General features: G+C 66.3%; 15 protein-coding genes. 9 read left to right on the top strand and 6 right to left on the bottom strand.

The annotated features are described in order from the left end of the window. Window positions 1-149: 149 nt before the first annotated feature. The 4 genes from aceA (at window position 150) to BVC93_RS27075 (ending at window position 4270) form a co-directional block, all read left to right on the top strand. Window positions 150-2435: an isocitrate lyase ICL2 gene (gene aceA / locus BVC93_RS27090; protein WP_083740116.1), complete on the top strand. Its 2286-nt coding sequence runs from the start codon at window positions 150-152 to the stop codon at window positions 2433-2435. 58 nt (window positions 2436-2493) lie between these two features. After that, window positions 2494-3129 carry a L,D-transpeptidase family protein gene (locus BVC93_RS27085; RefSeq protein WP_335583105.1) on the top strand — a complete coding sequence of 212 codons (636 nt, stop codon included), beginning with the start codon at window positions 2494-2496 and terminating at the stop codon, window positions 3127-3129. Between the two features lie 73 nt (window positions 3130-3202). Continuing rightward, complete coding sequence (locus BVC93_RS27080; RefSeq protein ID WP_335583104.1) at window positions 3203-3844, top strand: L,D-transpeptidase family protein; 642 nt, start codon at window positions 3203-3205, stop codon at window positions 3842-3844. A 3-nt stretch (window positions 3845-3847) separates the two neighbouring features. Beyond that, the gene (locus BVC93_RS27075) at window positions 3848-4270 is read left to right on the top strand and encodes a PPOX class F420-dependent oxidoreductase (protein WP_083740115.1); all 423 of its coding nucleotides are present in this window, start codon (window positions 3848-3850) and stop codon (window positions 4268-4270) included. A 7-nt stretch (window positions 4271-4277) separates the two neighbouring features. On the opposite strand, the gene BVC93_RS27070 is transcribed toward BVC93_RS27075, so the two are convergent. The 4 genes from BVC93_RS27070 to BVC93_RS27055 form a co-directional block, all read right to left on the bottom strand. Further along, window positions 4278-5168, bottom strand: a complete 891-nt coding sequence (locus BVC93_RS27070; protein WP_083740114.1) for a DMT family transporter — start codon at window positions 5166-5168, stop codon at window positions 4278-4280. 140 nt (window positions 5169-5308) lie between these two features. Beyond that, on the bottom strand, window positions 5309-6298 hold the full coding sequence (locus BVC93_RS27065) for an SDR family NAD(P)-dependent oxidoreductase (RefSeq protein ID WP_083741386.1): 990 nt from the start codon (window positions 6296-6298) through the stop codon (window positions 5309-5311). Between the two features lie 74 nt (window positions 6299-6372). Then, a complete protein-coding gene (locus BVC93_RS27060) occupies window positions 6373-6651 on the bottom strand; it encodes a hypothetical protein (protein ID WP_083740113.1) in 279 nt (92 codons plus the stop codon). Between the two features lie 126 nt (window positions 6652-6777). Next, window positions 6778-7341 carry a TetR/AcrR family transcriptional regulator gene (locus tag BVC93_RS27055; RefSeq protein WP_083740112.1) on the bottom strand — a complete coding sequence of 188 codons (564 nt, stop codon included), beginning with the start codon at window positions 7339-7341 and terminating at the stop codon, window positions 6778-6780. A 94-nt stretch (window positions 7342-7435) separates the two neighbouring features. Here BVC93_RS27055 and BVC93_RS27050 point away from each other — a divergent pair, with 94 nt between their 5' ends. The 5 genes from BVC93_RS27050 (at window position 7436) to BVC93_RS27030 (ending at window position 10912) form a co-directional block, all read left to right on the top strand. Continuing rightward, complete coding sequence (locus BVC93_RS27050) at window positions 7436-7843, top strand: hypothetical protein (protein WP_236950136.1); 408 nt, start codon at window positions 7436-7438, stop codon at window positions 7841-7843. After that, complete coding sequence (locus tag BVC93_RS27045) at window positions 7840-9303, top strand: FAD-dependent oxidoreductase (protein WP_083740111.1); 1464 nt, start codon at window positions 7840-7842, stop codon at window positions 9301-9303. The genes BVC93_RS27050 and BVC93_RS27045 overlap by 4 nt, the downstream gene beginning before the upstream one ends. A gap of 94 nt (window positions 9304-9397) precedes the next feature. Further along, window positions 9398-10150 carry an alpha/beta hydrolase family protein gene (locus BVC93_RS27040; RefSeq protein WP_083741384.1) on the top strand — a complete coding sequence of 251 codons (753 nt, stop codon included), beginning with the start codon at window positions 9398-9400 and terminating at the stop codon, window positions 10148-10150. Between the two features lie 103 nt (window positions 10151-10253). After that, complete coding sequence (locus BVC93_RS27035; protein ID WP_083740110.1) at window positions 10254-10586, top strand: hemophore-related protein; 333 nt, start codon at window positions 10254-10256, stop codon at window positions 10584-10586. A gap of 59 nt (window positions 10587-10645) precedes the next feature. Next, entirely contained in the window at window positions 10646-10912 is a 267-nt protein-coding gene (locus BVC93_RS27030) for a DUF6480 family protein (RefSeq protein WP_083740109.1), read from the top strand. A gap of 1 nt (window position 10913) precedes the next feature. Here BVC93_RS27030 and BVC93_RS27025 read toward each other — a convergent pair whose 3' ends face one another. Together BVC93_RS27025 and BVC93_RS27020 are read right to left on the bottom strand one after the other, a co-directional pair. Continuing rightward, on the bottom strand, window positions 10914-11234 hold the full coding sequence (locus BVC93_RS27025; protein ID WP_083740108.1) for an STAS domain-containing protein: 321 nt from the start codon (window positions 11232-11234) through the stop codon (window positions 10914-10916). Then, window positions 11231-15340, bottom strand: a complete 4110-nt coding sequence (locus tag BVC93_RS27020) for a SpoIIE family protein phosphatase (RefSeq protein WP_083741383.1) — start codon at window positions 15338-15340, stop codon at window positions 11231-11233. Before BVC93_RS27020 ends, BVC93_RS27025 begins: the two co-directional genes overlap by 4 nt. Between the last annotated feature and the right edge of the window lie 21 nt (window positions 15341-15361).

The following is a 15361-nucleotide window of genomic DNA, read 5'->3' as shown; positions in this document are numbered from 1 at the left end:
CCGTCACGGGTGGCCGCACACACGTTCGATCACAACGCGGCCAATTCAGTCGAACCGGGCAGTTTCAATGCCGCCATGGCCACCGGCCGACACGACTACACTCGGCACTCTCAACAGGGAAAAGCGAGCTCAACGAGGAGCGTGAGCCCATGGCCATCGACGCCGACGCCACCGCCCAGACCCCCTTCGATCAAGAGGTAGCCGCCACCCAGCGCTACTTCGACGATCCCCGGTTCGCGGGCATTATCCGGCTCTACAGCGCACGGCAGGTGGTGGAGCAACGGGGCACCATCCCCGCCGACTACCCGGTGGCACGCGAGGCCGCCACGGCATTTCACGCCCGGCTGCGTGAACTCTTCGCGCAGAAGAGGAGCATCACCACCTTCGGGCCCTACTCCCCCGGCCAGGCCGTGGTGATGAAGCGGATGGGCATCGAGGGCATCTATCTCGGCGGCTGGGCCACCTCGGCAAAAGGCTCCATCAGCGAAGACCCCGGACCGGACCTGGCCAGCTACCCGCTCAGTCAGGTTCCCGACGAGGCCGCAGGCCTGGTACGTGCGCTGCTGACCGCCGACCGAAATCAGCAGTACCTGCGGCTGCAGATGACCGAAGCGCAGCGTGCGGCCACGCCTGCCTACGACTACCGCCCGTTCATCATCGCCGACGCCGATACCGGACATGGCGGAGATCCTCACGTACGCAACCTGATTCGGCGTTTCGTCGAGTCAGGCGTGCCCGGCTACCACATCGAGGACCAGCGACCGGGCACGAAGAAATGCGGCCACCAGGGCGGCAAGGTGCTGGTGCCGTCTGATGAGCAACTCAAACGTCTCAACGCCGCTCGCTTCCAGCTGGACATCATGGGCGTGCCCGGCATCATCGTCGCGCGCACCGACGCCGAGGCTGCCAACTTGATCGACAGTCGCGCCGACGAGCGGGACCAGCCGTTCCTCCTCGGCGCCACCAACCTCAAAATCCCTTCCTACAAGGCGTGTTTCCTCGCGGTGATGCGCCGCTTCTACGAGCGCGGAGCCACCGAACTCAACGGGCACATGCTCTATGCGCTACCCGAAGGCGAATACTCCACCGCGACAGCATGGCTGGAGCGCCAAGGCCTGCTGGCCGTCATCGACGATGCCGCAGCGGCCTGGCTGGACGGCAAAGTGACCTCGATCGACGCGGTGTACGACGAGGTGGAGTCGAAGTTCATCGATGTCTGGCAGGTCGACTCTGGTCTGCAGACCTATGGCGAGGCGGTCGCCGAACTGTTGGAGTTCCGCGCCCGCGAGGGTGAATCGCCGGAGATGAGTGCGGCGCAGTGGCGTGAATTCGCCGCTCGCGCACCGCTGTTCACTGCCAGGGAGAAGGCCAAGGAACTGGGCGCGGATGTCGCCTGGGACTGCGAACGGGCCAAGACTCCGGAAGGCTACTTCCAGGTGCGCGGCGGCATCCCGTATGCCATCGCCAAATCCCTGGCGGCGGCGCCCTTCGCCGACGTGCTGTGGATGGAGACAAAGACCGCCGACCTCGCTGATGCCCGCGAGTTCGCCGAAGCCATCCACGCGGTGTACCCCGAGAAGATGCTGGCCTACAACCTGTCCCCCTCGTTCAACTGGGATACCACCGGGATGACCGATGACGAGATGCGCGCCTTCCCTGAGGAACTCGGCAAGATGGGCTTCGTCTTCAACTTCATCACCTACGGTGGCCACCAAGTCGACGGCGTGGCCTGCGAGGAGTTCGCGACCGCATTGAGGCAGGAGGGCATGCTCGCCCTGGCTCGGTTGCAGCGGAAGATGCGCCTGGTCGAATCCCCTTACCGCACACCACAAACGCTGGTCGGTGGCCCGCGCAGCGACGCGGCGCTGGCTGCGGTCTCCGGGCGTACCGCTACCACCAAGGCGATGGGCAAGGGGTCCACCCAGCATCAGCACCTGGTACAGACCGAGGTGCCCAAGAAGCTGCTCGAGGAGTGGCTGGCGTTGTGGAGTGCGCACTACAAGCTGGGCGAGAACCTGCGGGTCCAGCTGCGGCCGCGACGCGCCGGCTCCGATGTGCTGGATCTGCAGATCCTGGGCGAGGGCGATGATCCGCTGGCCAACGTGGTGGTGGACCCGATCAAGGACCGACACGGCCGCAGCATCCTGACCGTCCGCGATCAGAACACCTTCGCCGAGAAGTTCCGCAAGAAGCGCTTGATGGACCTCATCCACCTGTGGCTGATCCACCGCTTCAAGCCGGAGATCGTCTACTACGTCACGCCCACCGAGGACAACATCTACCAGACCGAGAAGATGAAGTCGCACGGCATCTTCAGTGACGTGTACCAGGAGGTCGGCGAGATCATCGTGGCGGACGTCAACCAGCCGCGCATCGACGAGCTCCTGGCGCCGGACCGGGAGGCGTTGGGACGCTTGATCCGCAAGGACGACTAGACCAGATCGCCGCCCAGGACGCCGACGGCAACTCATCGTCGACACCTAGACTCGTCGTGTGCGCAAACTCCTCGGCGTGATCGGCGTGCTGACGTGGATGGCCACCGCAACAGCCGGCGCTCAACCCCCCTCGACGACTCAGCGGATTGTGGTCAGTGCGTCCGCCCCGGATTCGCCGACCGGGACACTGACCGCATACGAGTGGATCGGCGGGCAGTGGCAGGTGGTACTCGGACCCACACCTGCCGATCTCGGTGAGTTGGGCGTCGGGCCGGCCGCAGACAACGTCTTCCGCACTCCGGTGGGTACTTTTCCGCTCGGTCAGGCCTTTGGCCGTGAGCCCAACCCCGGCACCCGGCTGCCGTATTTCCAGACCACCGACGAGGACTGGTGGGACGAGGAGCCAGAGTCGCCGACGTACAACCTCCACGTGCACTCCCCCGAGAGTCCGAGCGACGATGCTGAGAACCTGTTCGATTCGGGGATCATCTACGACTACGCGGTGCTGATCGAACACAACCCCGAACGCATCCCCGGTCGGTCGGCGGGCATCTTCCTGCACGTCACCGACGGCGAGCCCACCTGGGGCTGCGTGGCCGTCGACCGCGACCAGATGCGCAGAATTCTGACCTGGCTCGACCCGGCCGCCGCGCCGCAGATCACCGTCGGTGTGGCAGCCGGTCCACCTGCCTGACGGCGAAGGCCGCGCCGACCTGGGCTTGATGACGGAACACGCGGTCAAGCGCTGGTCCACCTAGACTCGTCGTGTGCGCAAAGTCCTCATCGCGGTCGGCGTGCTGATGTGGACAGCCACCGGCACGGCCGAGGCCCAAACCCCGGTCACGACGCAGCGGATCGTGGTCGTCGCACCCACCGAGGATTCGCCGACTGGCACGTTGACCGCCTACGAGCGGGACGGCTGGCATTGGCGGGTGGTCCTCGGGCCCACGCCCGCCGATCTCGGCGAGTTGGGGGTCGGAGAGCCTGCCGACGAAGACTTCCGCACTCCGGTGGGTACTTTTCCACTTGGTCAGGCGTTCGGCCGTGAGCCCAACCCCGGCACCCGGCTGCCGTACTTCCAGACCACCGACGAGGACTGGTGGGACGAGGAGCCCGAGTCTGATACCTACAACACGCACGTCCATTCGACGGAAAGCCCGTCGGACTGGGCCGAGAATCTCTTCGATTCAGGGTCGACCTACGACTACGCGGTGCTGATCGAACACAACCCTGAGCGCATCCCGGGGCGGTCGGCGGGCATCTTCCTGCACGTCAGCTATGACGGCCCGACGGCGGGCTGTGTCACGATCGGGCGCGACGAGATGCGGTCGATTCTGACCTGGCTGGACCCAGCTGACTCTCCCGAGATCACCATCGGTGTCGGTGCCACCGCGCCGAGTGAGGAGTAGACGATGACCCAACTCTCCCCTGAGGTGGTCGAGTTCCTGAGCGCTGGAACCAGGACAGGGATGCTGGGCTACTTGGCATCCGACGGTCGTCCTCTGGTGGCGCCGGTGTGGTTCGTGGTCGACGACGACCACCTCGTGTTCAACACCGCGGCGGCATCGGCGAAAGGCAAAGCGCTGCACCGCGATGCGCGAGTGACGATCACGGTTGACGATCCGCATCCACCGTACTCGTTCGTGCAGGTGCAGGGTGTGGCGGAACTCAGCGAGGACCCTGCCGCCCTACGCGACACAGCCACCAGGATCGGCGGCCGTTACATGGGCCAAGACCGGGCCGAAGAATTCGGCAAGCGCAACGGTGTTCCGGGCGAACTCATCGTCCGGGTGCGTCCGCGCAAGGTCATCGCGGCGTTCAACGTCGCGCACTGACCCAGCGTCAACCCCGGTCGCCCGCGACGGCTTCCAGCCTGTCCTCGTAGGCGCCCTCATCGCGGCCGAGGGCGATGGTGGCGGCGACCATCGCCAATGCCGCGATCAGCAGAGCCAGGGCTTCGAGCCCGTTGACGGACATGTCTTCGGAGAGCATGACCGCGCCGAGCACCACGGCGACCACCGGCTCGAGCACCAGCATGGTGGGTACCGACGTCTGCAGGGCCCCAGCGTGAAACGCCGACTGCTGTAGGACGGTGCCGATGACCGCGACGGTGATCAGCATGTAGAGCTCCGGCCGTGTCAGCACCGCGACGGCACCGGAGTGGGTCGCGGTGTGCATGACGATCTTGGTGAGCACGGCCATGACTCCGAAGAGCACCCCGACCACGACGGCGAGCAACACCGCACGCGGAGTACCCGAGGTGCGCACGGCCAGCGCCACCAGCGCGACGGAGAACACGGCGGTGCCTGCCGCCAGAATGGTGAGCGTCAGGGTCGGCACCACATACTCACCGGGCTCGGTGCGGGCCAACAGCACGAACACCGTCAGCGCCAGCGTCAGCAGCACCGCCCATATCCATTCACTGATCGATACTGTGCGGTCGGCCAACCGGGCGCTCAGTGGAAGCGCGAACAGCAGCGCGGAGACCAACAGCGGCTGCACCAGGATCAGCGACCCGTGCGCCAGAGCAGCAGCCTGGAATCCGTAACCGACCACCGCTGCCAAGGTTCCCGCCCACCACAGCGGACGGCGCACCAGCGTCTGCAGCATCACCGGGCTGACGCCGGCTTCCGGCGGTACGTCCAAGGTGGCCCGCTGGCGCACGACGATGCCGACGGCCATGAAGACTGCGGCCAGCAGCGCGGAAATCACGGTCAGACTGTGCGTGACCAACGTCGTGTCATCCTTTCCGGCACTGCCCGGCAGGGGGTCGGTGCATGCCGGAACTCAACCGTAGTAGTTACCCGCCGAAGCTTCCCGCTACCGCAGGCGAGTGTCAGCGGTACACGGCGAATGGGGCGCCCGGGACCGACTCACAAACGGCCCACGCGCCGCAATCCCTCGGCGGTGTCGGCCACCGTCTCGGCTGGATCGCGCAGCACGATGCCGAAGTCCTTCTCGGCCGGAGAATCGTCGGATCTCGGCATCTGCGTGTAGTACTGCATGGCCGCCGAATTGATGGGCGTCTCGAACGGCAACTGGTCGCCGATCACGTCGAACAACCGGCCGACCACGCGCAGTGCGATGTCGGGAACGGGGTACACCAGCAGGTCCTTGTCGGTGGCCGAGCCGATCATCGTGGCCAACTCCCCCACGGTCACCCGACGACCCCCGGCCATGTAGCGGCGCGGTCCGCGCCCCGGTTCCAGGAGCGCGACGTGCAGCGCGGCCAGATCGCGGACGTCCACCACGATCCAGGCGGCGCTGCGCCCGGGAACGCCGCGCATCTTGACCGATGCTTCGACACCGTCGGCGGCCTCACCGAACTGATCGCCGGCGGGTGGGCCAAGCACCATGCCGGGATAGGTGATGTTCACCGGCGCACCGGCATCCTGCATCCCACGCGCATAGGCCTCGACCAGCGCCTTGGACTTTCCATATCCGTCGGATCCGCCCGCGATGGGGAGATCGGCGTGCAGCACATCGAGGCCGGGTCGAAACAACGCGGTGAAGCTGGAGACGTGGATGATGGGGTCCAACTTCGCGGCGACCGCGCCGCCCAGGACATTTCGCGCACCTTCGGTGTTGGTGATCAGCATTTCGTCGGCACGTTCAGGATCGGTGGAAACCATTGCTGCGCAATGGATCACCGCGTCGCAGCCATCGATTGCGGCGTCGGTGGCCTCGGCATCGGCAATATCACCGATCACGTAGTCGGAGGTGTCGGCGCCGATTTTCTCGGCACTGGTCTGCAGCCGGTCCGGATTACGGACCAGGAACCGCACCTGATGTCCGGCCTCTTGCGCCAGCTTCGCAGTCCATGCGCCGACAAACCCGGTGCCCCCGGTGACCAGGACTTTCAACACTGTCTCCCTCGTATCGTCCGACGCGCCGATCGACGCGGTCGAACGTTATCCGAGGGGATGTCAGATTCGGATCAACTCGCGTAGTAGTCCCGCGTCAGCAGGTCGGACAGGCAGTAGACGGGCAGTCCGAGCGCTCCGCTCAGGCTTTCCGCATAGTCTCGTGCGATCAACGCGCCGCCGCTGGAATCGAAGTCGCCGCTGAGGTCGACAGCGATGCGGCAGCCGAAGGTGTCGGTACCGACCACCGCGGCCTGCGTCACCCCCACGGGAACCTCGAGTCCGGCGACGGCGGCGCGGACAGCCTCTACCTTGGCGGACTGATCAACGTATACCGCGACAAATGACTCCACCCAGTAATCATCGTCAGTGCGGCAGTGTCATGCAGTACTCAACACGATGGTTTGCCGCGTCTTCACCCAGCGTTTACGTGTTCGGCCCTCTCGGCAATCCTCGGCGGCGTCCACACGGCAGCCGGGTTACCCCGTGGGCGCAGGTCCAGTCAGCAGTTGCGCGATCACCGGTGTCGCCCAGCGAATCAGATCATCACGGCCGAGATCGGCCACAACCGGATTCTCCAACACGTAACGGGTGGTGGCCAGTCCGATCACGAACGCACCCAACAGGCCGGCCCGCTCGCCTGGATGGTCGGGGACGGCGGCGGCCAACGTGGGTGCCACCTGAGTGGCGAACACCAGCTTCATGGTGTCGGCGGCGGTCTGGCTGGTCATCGCGGCGCGCAGGAGCGCGACGAAGGTGGTGCCTTCCTCCCACACTTCGAAGAACCGTGACAGCAGTACTTCGGCCAGGTGCTCGGGTTCGACGTCAGCCAGGTTCGGCAGGTCGAGGGTGAACTCCGCAGCGGCTGCGAACAGGTCCTGTTTGCTGCCGAAATACCGGATCACCAGTGCGGCGTCGACGCCGACGTCCGCGGCCACCGCCCGAAGGGTGGTGCGTTCGTAGCCGTCGGAACCGAATCGGGCGCGAGCGGCCTCCAGGATGTCGGCCCTGGTGGCATCGGCATTGCGGGGACGTGCGGACATGCCGCAATAGTAAGTCACCAAGTGTTGACATTGTTGCCGAACGCGTCGTACCGTCGAAGTCACCAAGTGTTGACTTAGGTTGAGGGAGGTCACGGTGAACCGCGTGAGAGCCATCCAGATCGGACTCGATCCCGACGTCATCGACTACGCATCACCAGCTTTCGCCCAATTTCCCGGCCTCGACGCCGACAGCTTGCGCAGCGCCAACGACCGCAACGTCGAGGGCCTGCGCGCAGCGGGATACCTGGTGGACAACTGCCTGATCCCTGCGGGCGAACAGGGCGCGGCCCAGGCGCGCGCCGCCCTGACCGGCGCACACTACGACGCTGTGCTGATCGGAGCCGGCATACGCCTGGTGGCCGACAACACTTTGCTGTTCGAGGCCATTGTCAATGCCGCACATACCCTGCAGCCGAGTTGCCGATTCGTGTTCAACCGCGCCGCGACCTCGACACCCGACGACATCCGCCGCTGGTATCCGACCCCGGAAGCTGTGTCGTGACGGCCGGGTATGACGCCGACGTGATTGTCGTCGGCGCCGGGCCGACGGGACTGACCGCCGCCGGAGACCTCGCCAGGGCAGCCAGATCGGTGGTGGTCCTGGAGCGGAGGCCGTCGGTGCAGCGGTCCAGCCGGGCGTTCGCCACCATGGCCCGCACGTTGGAGGTGTTCGACGCCCGCGGCATCGCCGACACGCTGCTGACCGAAGGCCAGCACGCCCCGGACGTCCGCATCTTCGCCGGCGCTCGGATAGACCTCACCCACCTGGGATCGGCGTACCCGTTTGTGCTCGTGACACCGCAGACGAATGTCGATGGCGCCCTGACCGGCTACGCCGAACGTTGCGGTGCCGAGATTCGCCGCGGCGTGGACGTGGTGGCGCTGCGCCAGGACTACGACGGGGTGACGTTGACCACCCGAGACGGCGGACAACTCCGGGCGCGCTACGTCATCGGTGCCGACGGTGCCCACAGCACCGTACGCACCCTCGTTGGCGCCGACTTCCCCGGCAGGACCGTTCTGTCGTCGATCGTGCTGGCCGACGTCAAGCTGGAACGCAGCCCCGACGGAGACGGATTGACCGTGGGGAGCACACGAGAGGTGTTCGGCTTTCTGGCGCCGTACGGGCGACGGGACACCGACGGGGCTTGGTACCGGACGATGGTGTGGGATCGCCGACACCAGCTACCCGACACCGAACCTGTGGACGACACCGAGGTCGTCGACGTGCTGCACCGAGCAATGGGCACCGACTATGGCATCCAGGAGATCGGATGGCGCTCCCGATTCCACTGCGACGAAAGACAGGTCAGCTGCTACCGGCACGGCCGGGTGTTTCTGGCCGGTGACGCGGCCCATGTGCACTCGCCGATGGGTGGCCAGGGCATGAACACCGGCATCCAGGACGCAGCCAACCTGGCGTGGAAGATCGACGCCGTGCTCGCCGGCGCCCCCGATGCCCTGCTGGACACCTACCACCGGGAGCGCCGTCCCATCGGCGCACGGGTCCTGTTCCAGTCGGGCCTAATGGCCCGCGCCATCACCCTGAAACCCCGAGCCGCCCGAATGTTACGAAACATGTTGGCACCCAGACTGCTTCGTCTACCCCGGATACGCGATGCGGTAGCCGGCACCTTCGCCGGAACCACCTTGCGCTATCCGAACCGGCCCGGCGAGCACCGCCTGGTGGGCACCAGAGCCACTGCAATACCGCTGACCGAAAGTCGTGTGACGGCCGTCCAACGCACTCCGGGTTTTCTGCTGATCCGCGAGCGCGGTGCCGTCGAAGTGGCGAACAGCGTTGTGCTGCAAGCAGAGCGCACCGACGCAGGTCCTGCGGTACTGGTGCGCCCCGACGGCTACATCTGCTGGGCGGGGCCCAGCGGTGACGTCGACAGCTGGACGGCGGTGCTGGACTGGATGAATCCGGGCAGGACTCGTCGCATTCCAGGTCGGCCATGATGACGTGAGCGGGCCTGCCGCTCGGGGCCGGTCGAAACGTGATTCGATGCCGATGGTGCCGCGCCGGCGCCCTGCAGCTGTAAGGATGAGCGGCGTGGCCGAGCGCGTGACGTTTTCCAGCAGCACCGGACCCCTGTTGGCGGGCATCCTCGACCTTCCGCACGGCGAGACCCGGGGTTGGGGTGTCTTCGCGCACGGCTTCACCCTGGGCAAGGACTGCCCCGCCGCCAGCCGGATCTGCAAACAGCTGGCCGCCGAAGGTATCGGCATGCTGCGCTTCGACAACCTGGGGCTGGGACACTCCGAGGGCGACTGGGGCGACGGTTCGTTCTCGCACAAGGTGGCCGACACCGTGCGTGCTGTGCAGTACATGAACGACAGCGGCCGCGAAGTGCACCTGTTGGTGGGGCATTCGTTCGGCGGTGCGGCGGTGATCGCCGCCGCCCACGACTGCCCGACGGTCGCGGCGGTGGCCAGCGTCGGCGCGCCGTTCGACCCCGGGCACGTGGAACACAACTACGACGCGCTGATCCACCGGATCGAGCAGGATGGCGAAGCGCCCTTCCTGGTGGGCGGCAAGGCGCTGACCCTCAAACGCCACTTCATCGAGGACGTCCGCGCAGCAGATCTGCGCGAACGCATCCGCACACTGCGGCGCGCGCTGTTGGTCATGCACTCACCGACCGACAACACCGTCGGTATCGCCAATGCCAGCGATATCTTCCGGACCGCCAGGCACCCCCGCAGTTTCGTCTCGCTGGAGGGCGCCGACCACCTCCTGACCGGCAAGAACCAAGCGGCCCGAGCGGCACGCATCATCAGCGCCTGGGCCGATCCGTACTTGTGACGAGCCGGATCGCCGGTAACGAACACTGCTAACGTGGCGATTAGTGCTTTGCGGGGTCAAATGGGCCGCGCCTGGGGGAAGCGGCAAGGAAAGGTTTACCGGAATGTCGATGGTGAAGAGGCTGATGATCGGTTCCGGCACGGCGTTGGTGGCGCTGGCCGCAGGCAGCGGAATCGCCGCCGCACAGCCCGATGTCGAGACGATCGTGCACTCGCCCTGCTCGTACACCCAGGTCATGGCGGCGCTCAATGCGCAGTCGCCGGCCGCCGCCGAACAGATCAGCAGCAACCAGCTGGCCAGCTCCTGGCTGCAGCAGCTGGTGGCGTCGCCGCCGGACGGCCGTCGCGCGATGATCGCGCAGATCCAGGCCTACCCGCAGCTCAACAGCTACACCGGCTTGATCAACTCGGTTGCCGCCAGCTGCACCAACTACTGACCGTCCGGTGACGCCGTGGATGGCGTGTGAGTGGGTCGGGTTCGGGTATGCGACCGAGCATGTCCATCGACAAGCAGTCCACGCCGTCCACGGGAACGGTCCCTCCGGATCCTGACCCGTACGAGATAACCGGCCTGGAGCCGGGTGGCGGGGTCAGCCCTGGCTCCACACCGCCGGATTCGGCGCAGACATCCGGGCTCGGTGAGCCGGAGCCGCGGCCACGTCGGCGGGTGACGCCCACCAGTGTGGTGTCCATAATCGCCATCGTGATCTTCGCGGCGCTGTTCGCCGCTGCCGCGGTGGCAATCCTGGTCGACGTGCTGTGAGTCATCCGATGTCGGAGACAGGCGGCTCCACCGACGTCAGATCGGCGAGCCCGCTGATGTTGAGCACCGGGATGAGCACCGGGTTCGCGATCACCTTCACGTGCCCACTCTGGTGGAACAGCACACTGATGGCACCGCTGTCCAAGTAGTCGACCGCTGACAGATCCACCGTCACCACACCGTTGCCCGCGCCGTCGGCGATGACGTCGTCGAGCGCCTCGCTGAACCGAGCGACATTGCTCAGATCGATCTCGCCCGTTGCCACCAAGACAAGCGTCCCGTCGTCGCGACGGCGTGTGTCGAGCGTCAGTGGGGTGGTCATGCACTGATCCTCGCGTACAGGTGGACGGTGGTGCCGCCGTCGTCGGACTGAATCGTCACATCATCCATGAGCGCGTTCATCAACGTGACACCACGTCCGCGGGTGATGTCGGCACCGGGCCGTGCGGCCTTCCACACCCCGGTGTCCACGACGGTGAGGTGCAGTTCGTCGACCAGCACGTTGGCGCTGAGCTTGACCAGGCCGCCCGGCGAGTTGCGGTGTCCGTGCTCGATGGCGTTGGCCACGGCTTCGCCCACCGCGATCAGGATGTTCTGGGACTGCTCCGCACCGACTCCGACGCGCCCCAACCAGTTCCGCAGTTCGCCTCGGGTCGGCGCAAGGTTGCTGACATCGGCGGTGAAGTCCAGCTGCAGCGGACCCGGCTGGCGATACAGCAGCAGCGCCACGTCGTCCTGGTATCCACCGTCAGGCATCAGGCGCGCCATGATGTTGCTCGAGAGGTCCTCGAGTCCGAGTGTGCGACCCTCCTGAACCAAGCCGGCGGCCCGGGTGATGCCGTGATCCAACGAGTCGCTGCGACGTTCCACCAGCCCGTCGGTGTACAGCAGCAACGTAGAGCGGGCCGGCATCACCAAGGTGGACTCCGGTCGCTCCCAATCCTGACGGATGCCCAGAGGAATGGTCCTGGCGTCCTCGAGCAGGGCCAGTTTCCTGTCGGCGTGCACCAGAATCGGCGGCGGATGCCCGGCGCTGGAGTAGACCAGCTCCCCCGTCTCGGGAGTCAGCACCGCGCAGAACGCAGTGGTGCACGCCGCACCCGGCAGCCGCGCGGCGAAGCGGTCCAACCCGGTCAGGGCGGCACCGGGACTGGGCTGTTCGAGCAGCAGCGCACGGCACGCGCTGCGCAACTGCCCCATCACGGTAGCGGCCGAAAGGCCATGGCCCACACAGTCACCGACGATCAGGCCGACCCTGCCGTCATCGAGATCGACGACGTCATACCAGTCACCGCCCACCTGCAGCGGGCGTGAGGCCGGCTGGTATCGGACGGCGATGCCACTGGGCAGCACAGCAGGACCCAACAACGCATGCTGCAGTGCCAACGCCGTCTCACGCTGCTGGTCGAGTTGATGTACCCGCTGCAGCCCCTGACCGAGTCGACCGGCGAGCACCGTCAGCAGCGTCTGGTCCTCGGCACTCAACGGTCGCGACTCGGACAACTGCACCCAGAGCACCGTCACTCCCAGCGGGTGATGCAGCGCGATGCCGGCAAACCCAGGCGCGGGGGTGACCGTGGCAAGCAACTCCCCGTCACGCAACTCGGCAATGTGCTCACGCACCCAGCTGGGCAGTTGCGCCCACGAGGGGGTGACGCCGGCGCCGAGCACCACAGGGTCGTTGTCGACCTGCTCCCCCGCGGTGACGAACACAACGGCCAGAACATGGCGGGCCTGCCAGAGCACGCGCAGCTCACCGGCGGCGGCCAGCAATGCCTCGTCAACGGTATCGGCTTGTGCAAGTTGGCGATTGAGCTCAGCCAGGGCGGTCTGACGCTGCACCGTGTAGTGCTCGGCGGTGACGTCACGCAAGGTGCCGACGGTCACCTGTCGTCCGGTGTCCGGATCGGCGGCGTGGCTGAAGGTGAACGTGACCCAGACGCGGTGCCCGGCGCGATGGGTCACCGGCACCGTGTACTCACCGTGCGAGCGGCCCAACATTCCCGCGAAAGCCTGCTGAAACTGCTGATGCGCCTGCTGGTCGGTCTCGCGATCCGGCCACCAGGGGTGCACCGCCGCGTACGGCAGACCTTCGGGGCCGTATCCGAGGATGTCGGTGAACGCAGCGTTGATCTCGATGACGGCGCCGCTGGCATCGCAGACAAAAAACGCCTCTTGCAGGGACTCCACGAGTGCGGTGCGCCAGCGCGCGTGATGGTTACGCAACCGCGACAGCTCGACGTTGGCCCGCACCCGGGCCAACAGTTCGGCCGCCGCGAACGGCTTGACCAGATAGTCGTCTGCCCCGGCCTGCAGACCTTCGATCGACGCCTCCTGCCCGGCCCGTGCGGACAGCAGCAGCACCGGCACGGCTGCCGTACGCGAATCGGTGCGCAGCGCCGCCACCAACCCGAGGCCGTCCAACCGCGGCATCATCACATCGCTGACCACGAGATCTGGCTGATCCAACCGGATGGCCTCGAGAGCCTCCTGGCCGTCGAGCGCCGTCGACACCAGATAACCGGCCTCGGTGAGCAACCGGGCCAGATAGCCACGCATGTCGGCGTTGTCGTCGACCACCAGGACATGCGCCGACGGCACCTCGGCGGCAGCGACAGCGGCATCGGCAAGTTCGTCGCCACCGGGCAGCCAGCGCAGCGCCTCGTGTACGTAAGGGTCAGCCGTGCTCGACGACGACGGGCCCGCGCCCGTAGTCGCAACTGCGTCCGGCGGCAGGTGCGCACTGCCGAAGGGCAGCCGGATGATGAACGTGGTCCCGACACCCTCGGCGCTGTCGGCGACGATGGTGCCGCCGTGCAGGCCGACGAGTTCTTTGACAAGTGCCAGTCCGATACCGCTGCCCTCATTGGAACGGGCGCGGACGTTCTCGATCCGGTGGAAGCGCTCGAAGAGACGCGCCTGCTCGGCCAAGGGCACACCGATGCCCGTATCAGCGACGGTGACCACCGCACCACTGCCGTCGCGGCCCACCCGGACGGTGACGGAGCCGTGGAAGGTGAACTTCAACGCATTCGACAGCAGATTGAGGATCACCTTCTCCCACATGTCGCGATCGAGGTAGACCTGCTCGCCCAGCGGTGGGCAGTCCACCACCAGTTCCAGGCCGGCACGTTCCATTGCCGAGCGAAATACGCTGGCCAGCTCGGTGGTGATCGTGGACAGTTCCACCGGCTCGTAGCTCGCCTGCATCCGGCCAGCCTCGATGCGGGAGAAGTCCAGCAGCGTATTGACCAGCTTGGTCAGTCGTAAACCGTTGCGCTGCACCACTTCCAGTACACGACGGGCGTCTTCGTCGGTGCCGGTGGCGCCCAACAGGTCGTTGACCGGTCCCATGATCAACGTCAGCGGCGTGCGGAACTCATGGCTGACGTTGGAGAAGAAGGTGGTCTTGGCCCTGTCCAGTTCGGCGAGTTCCTCGGCGCGCTGCAGCTGGCTGCGATAGCTGCGGGCACTGCCGATCTCCGCCGCCAGGTGTGCGGCCACCAGATCCAGGAAACCGCGGTAGCTTTCGTCGAACGGTCGGAACCGGTTCAGCGCCGCCACCAGGAATCCGCTCGGAGAGCTGCCCTGCTGAAGCAGCGGAACGATCAGTGCCCGCTGTGGTCTCTCGGCCCAGTCGCCGGTGGGCAGGTCCGGGAACCCCTGCAAGTCCACCACCACCGTCTCACCGCGGGCCGCGGCGGCAATGGGCCACGGTTCCGGTTGTGTCATCGACAGGTAGCCGGGAGCGGCCGGGTGGGAGCGATCGATGCCGCTGGTGGCCGCCAGGCGCGCTCCCGCAGCATCGAACAGATAGGTCAGGGTGAACGGCAGATCACGCAGATTGCCCGCCAGTTGTGTGGCGGCTCCGGACAACATCAGATCCTCGGAGATCACCAGGCTGGGCTCCGAACCCAGATCTCGCAGGGTCGCCATCCGGCGTTGGCTGATCACCCGCTCGGTGTCCTCACTGACCACGCAGAGGATGCCGACCACGTGCCCGCTGTCGTCGTGCAGCGGACTGTAGGAGAACGTGTGGTACGTCTCCTCGGTGTAACCGGAACGCTCGAGGAACAGCAGCAGTGCCTCATCCCACGTGGCTTCGCCGGTGGCCAATACCTGATGGATTCGCGGGCCGGCATCGTTCCACACCTCTGCCCAGACTTCCCTCGACGGTCGACCGAGCGCCCAGGGGTACTTGGCTCCAAGGGTGTCGTCGCGGTATGCCGCATTGCAGAAGAACGTCAGCTCCGGGCCCCACCCCAGCCACATCGAGTAGCGCGACGACAACAGGATGCGCAACGCGGTCTGCAGACTCTGCGGCCAGGTGGCCGGCGGCCCCAACGGAGTCTGCGACCAGTCGACAAGCGCGAGCTGACCGCCGACGTCAGGGTCTGCGCCGAACGGCGACGCATCCGCTGAACTCACCTGTTCATCCTCTCGCGGCAC

Origin of the sequence: Mycobacterium sp. MS1601, from assembly GCF_001984215.1 — a bacterium.
Lineage (GTDB): Bacteria > Actinomycetota > Actinomycetes > Mycobacteriales > Mycobacteriaceae > Mycobacterium.
This window is presented reverse-complemented; position numbering and strand designations above follow the sequence as displayed.

Bases quoted from the DNA above. Each gene is read 5' to 3' on its own strand.
- BVC93_RS27035 (WP_083740110.1), top strand. From the start codon at position 10,254: ATGTCGATGGTGAAGAGGCTGATGATCGGTTCCGGCACGGCGTTGGTG.
- BVC93_RS27055 (WP_083740112.1), bottom strand. From the start codon at position 7,341: ATGTCCGCACGTCCCCGCAATGCCGATGCCACCAGGGCCGACATCCTG.
- BVC93_RS27030 (WP_083740109.1), top strand. From the start codon at position 10,646: ATGTCCATCGACAAGCAGTCCACGCCGTCCACGGGAACGGTCCCTCCG.
- aceA (WP_083740116.1), top strand. From the start codon at position 150: ATGGCCATCGACGCCGACGCCACCGCCCAGACCCCCTTCGATCAAGAG.
- BVC93_RS27075 (WP_083740115.1), top strand. From the start codon at position 3,848: ATGACCCAACTCTCCCCTGAGGTGGTCGAGTTCCTGAGCGCTGGAACC.
- BVC93_RS27025 (WP_083740108.1), bottom strand. From the start codon at position 11,234: ATGACCACCCCACTGACGCTCGACACACGCCGTCGCGACGACGGGACG.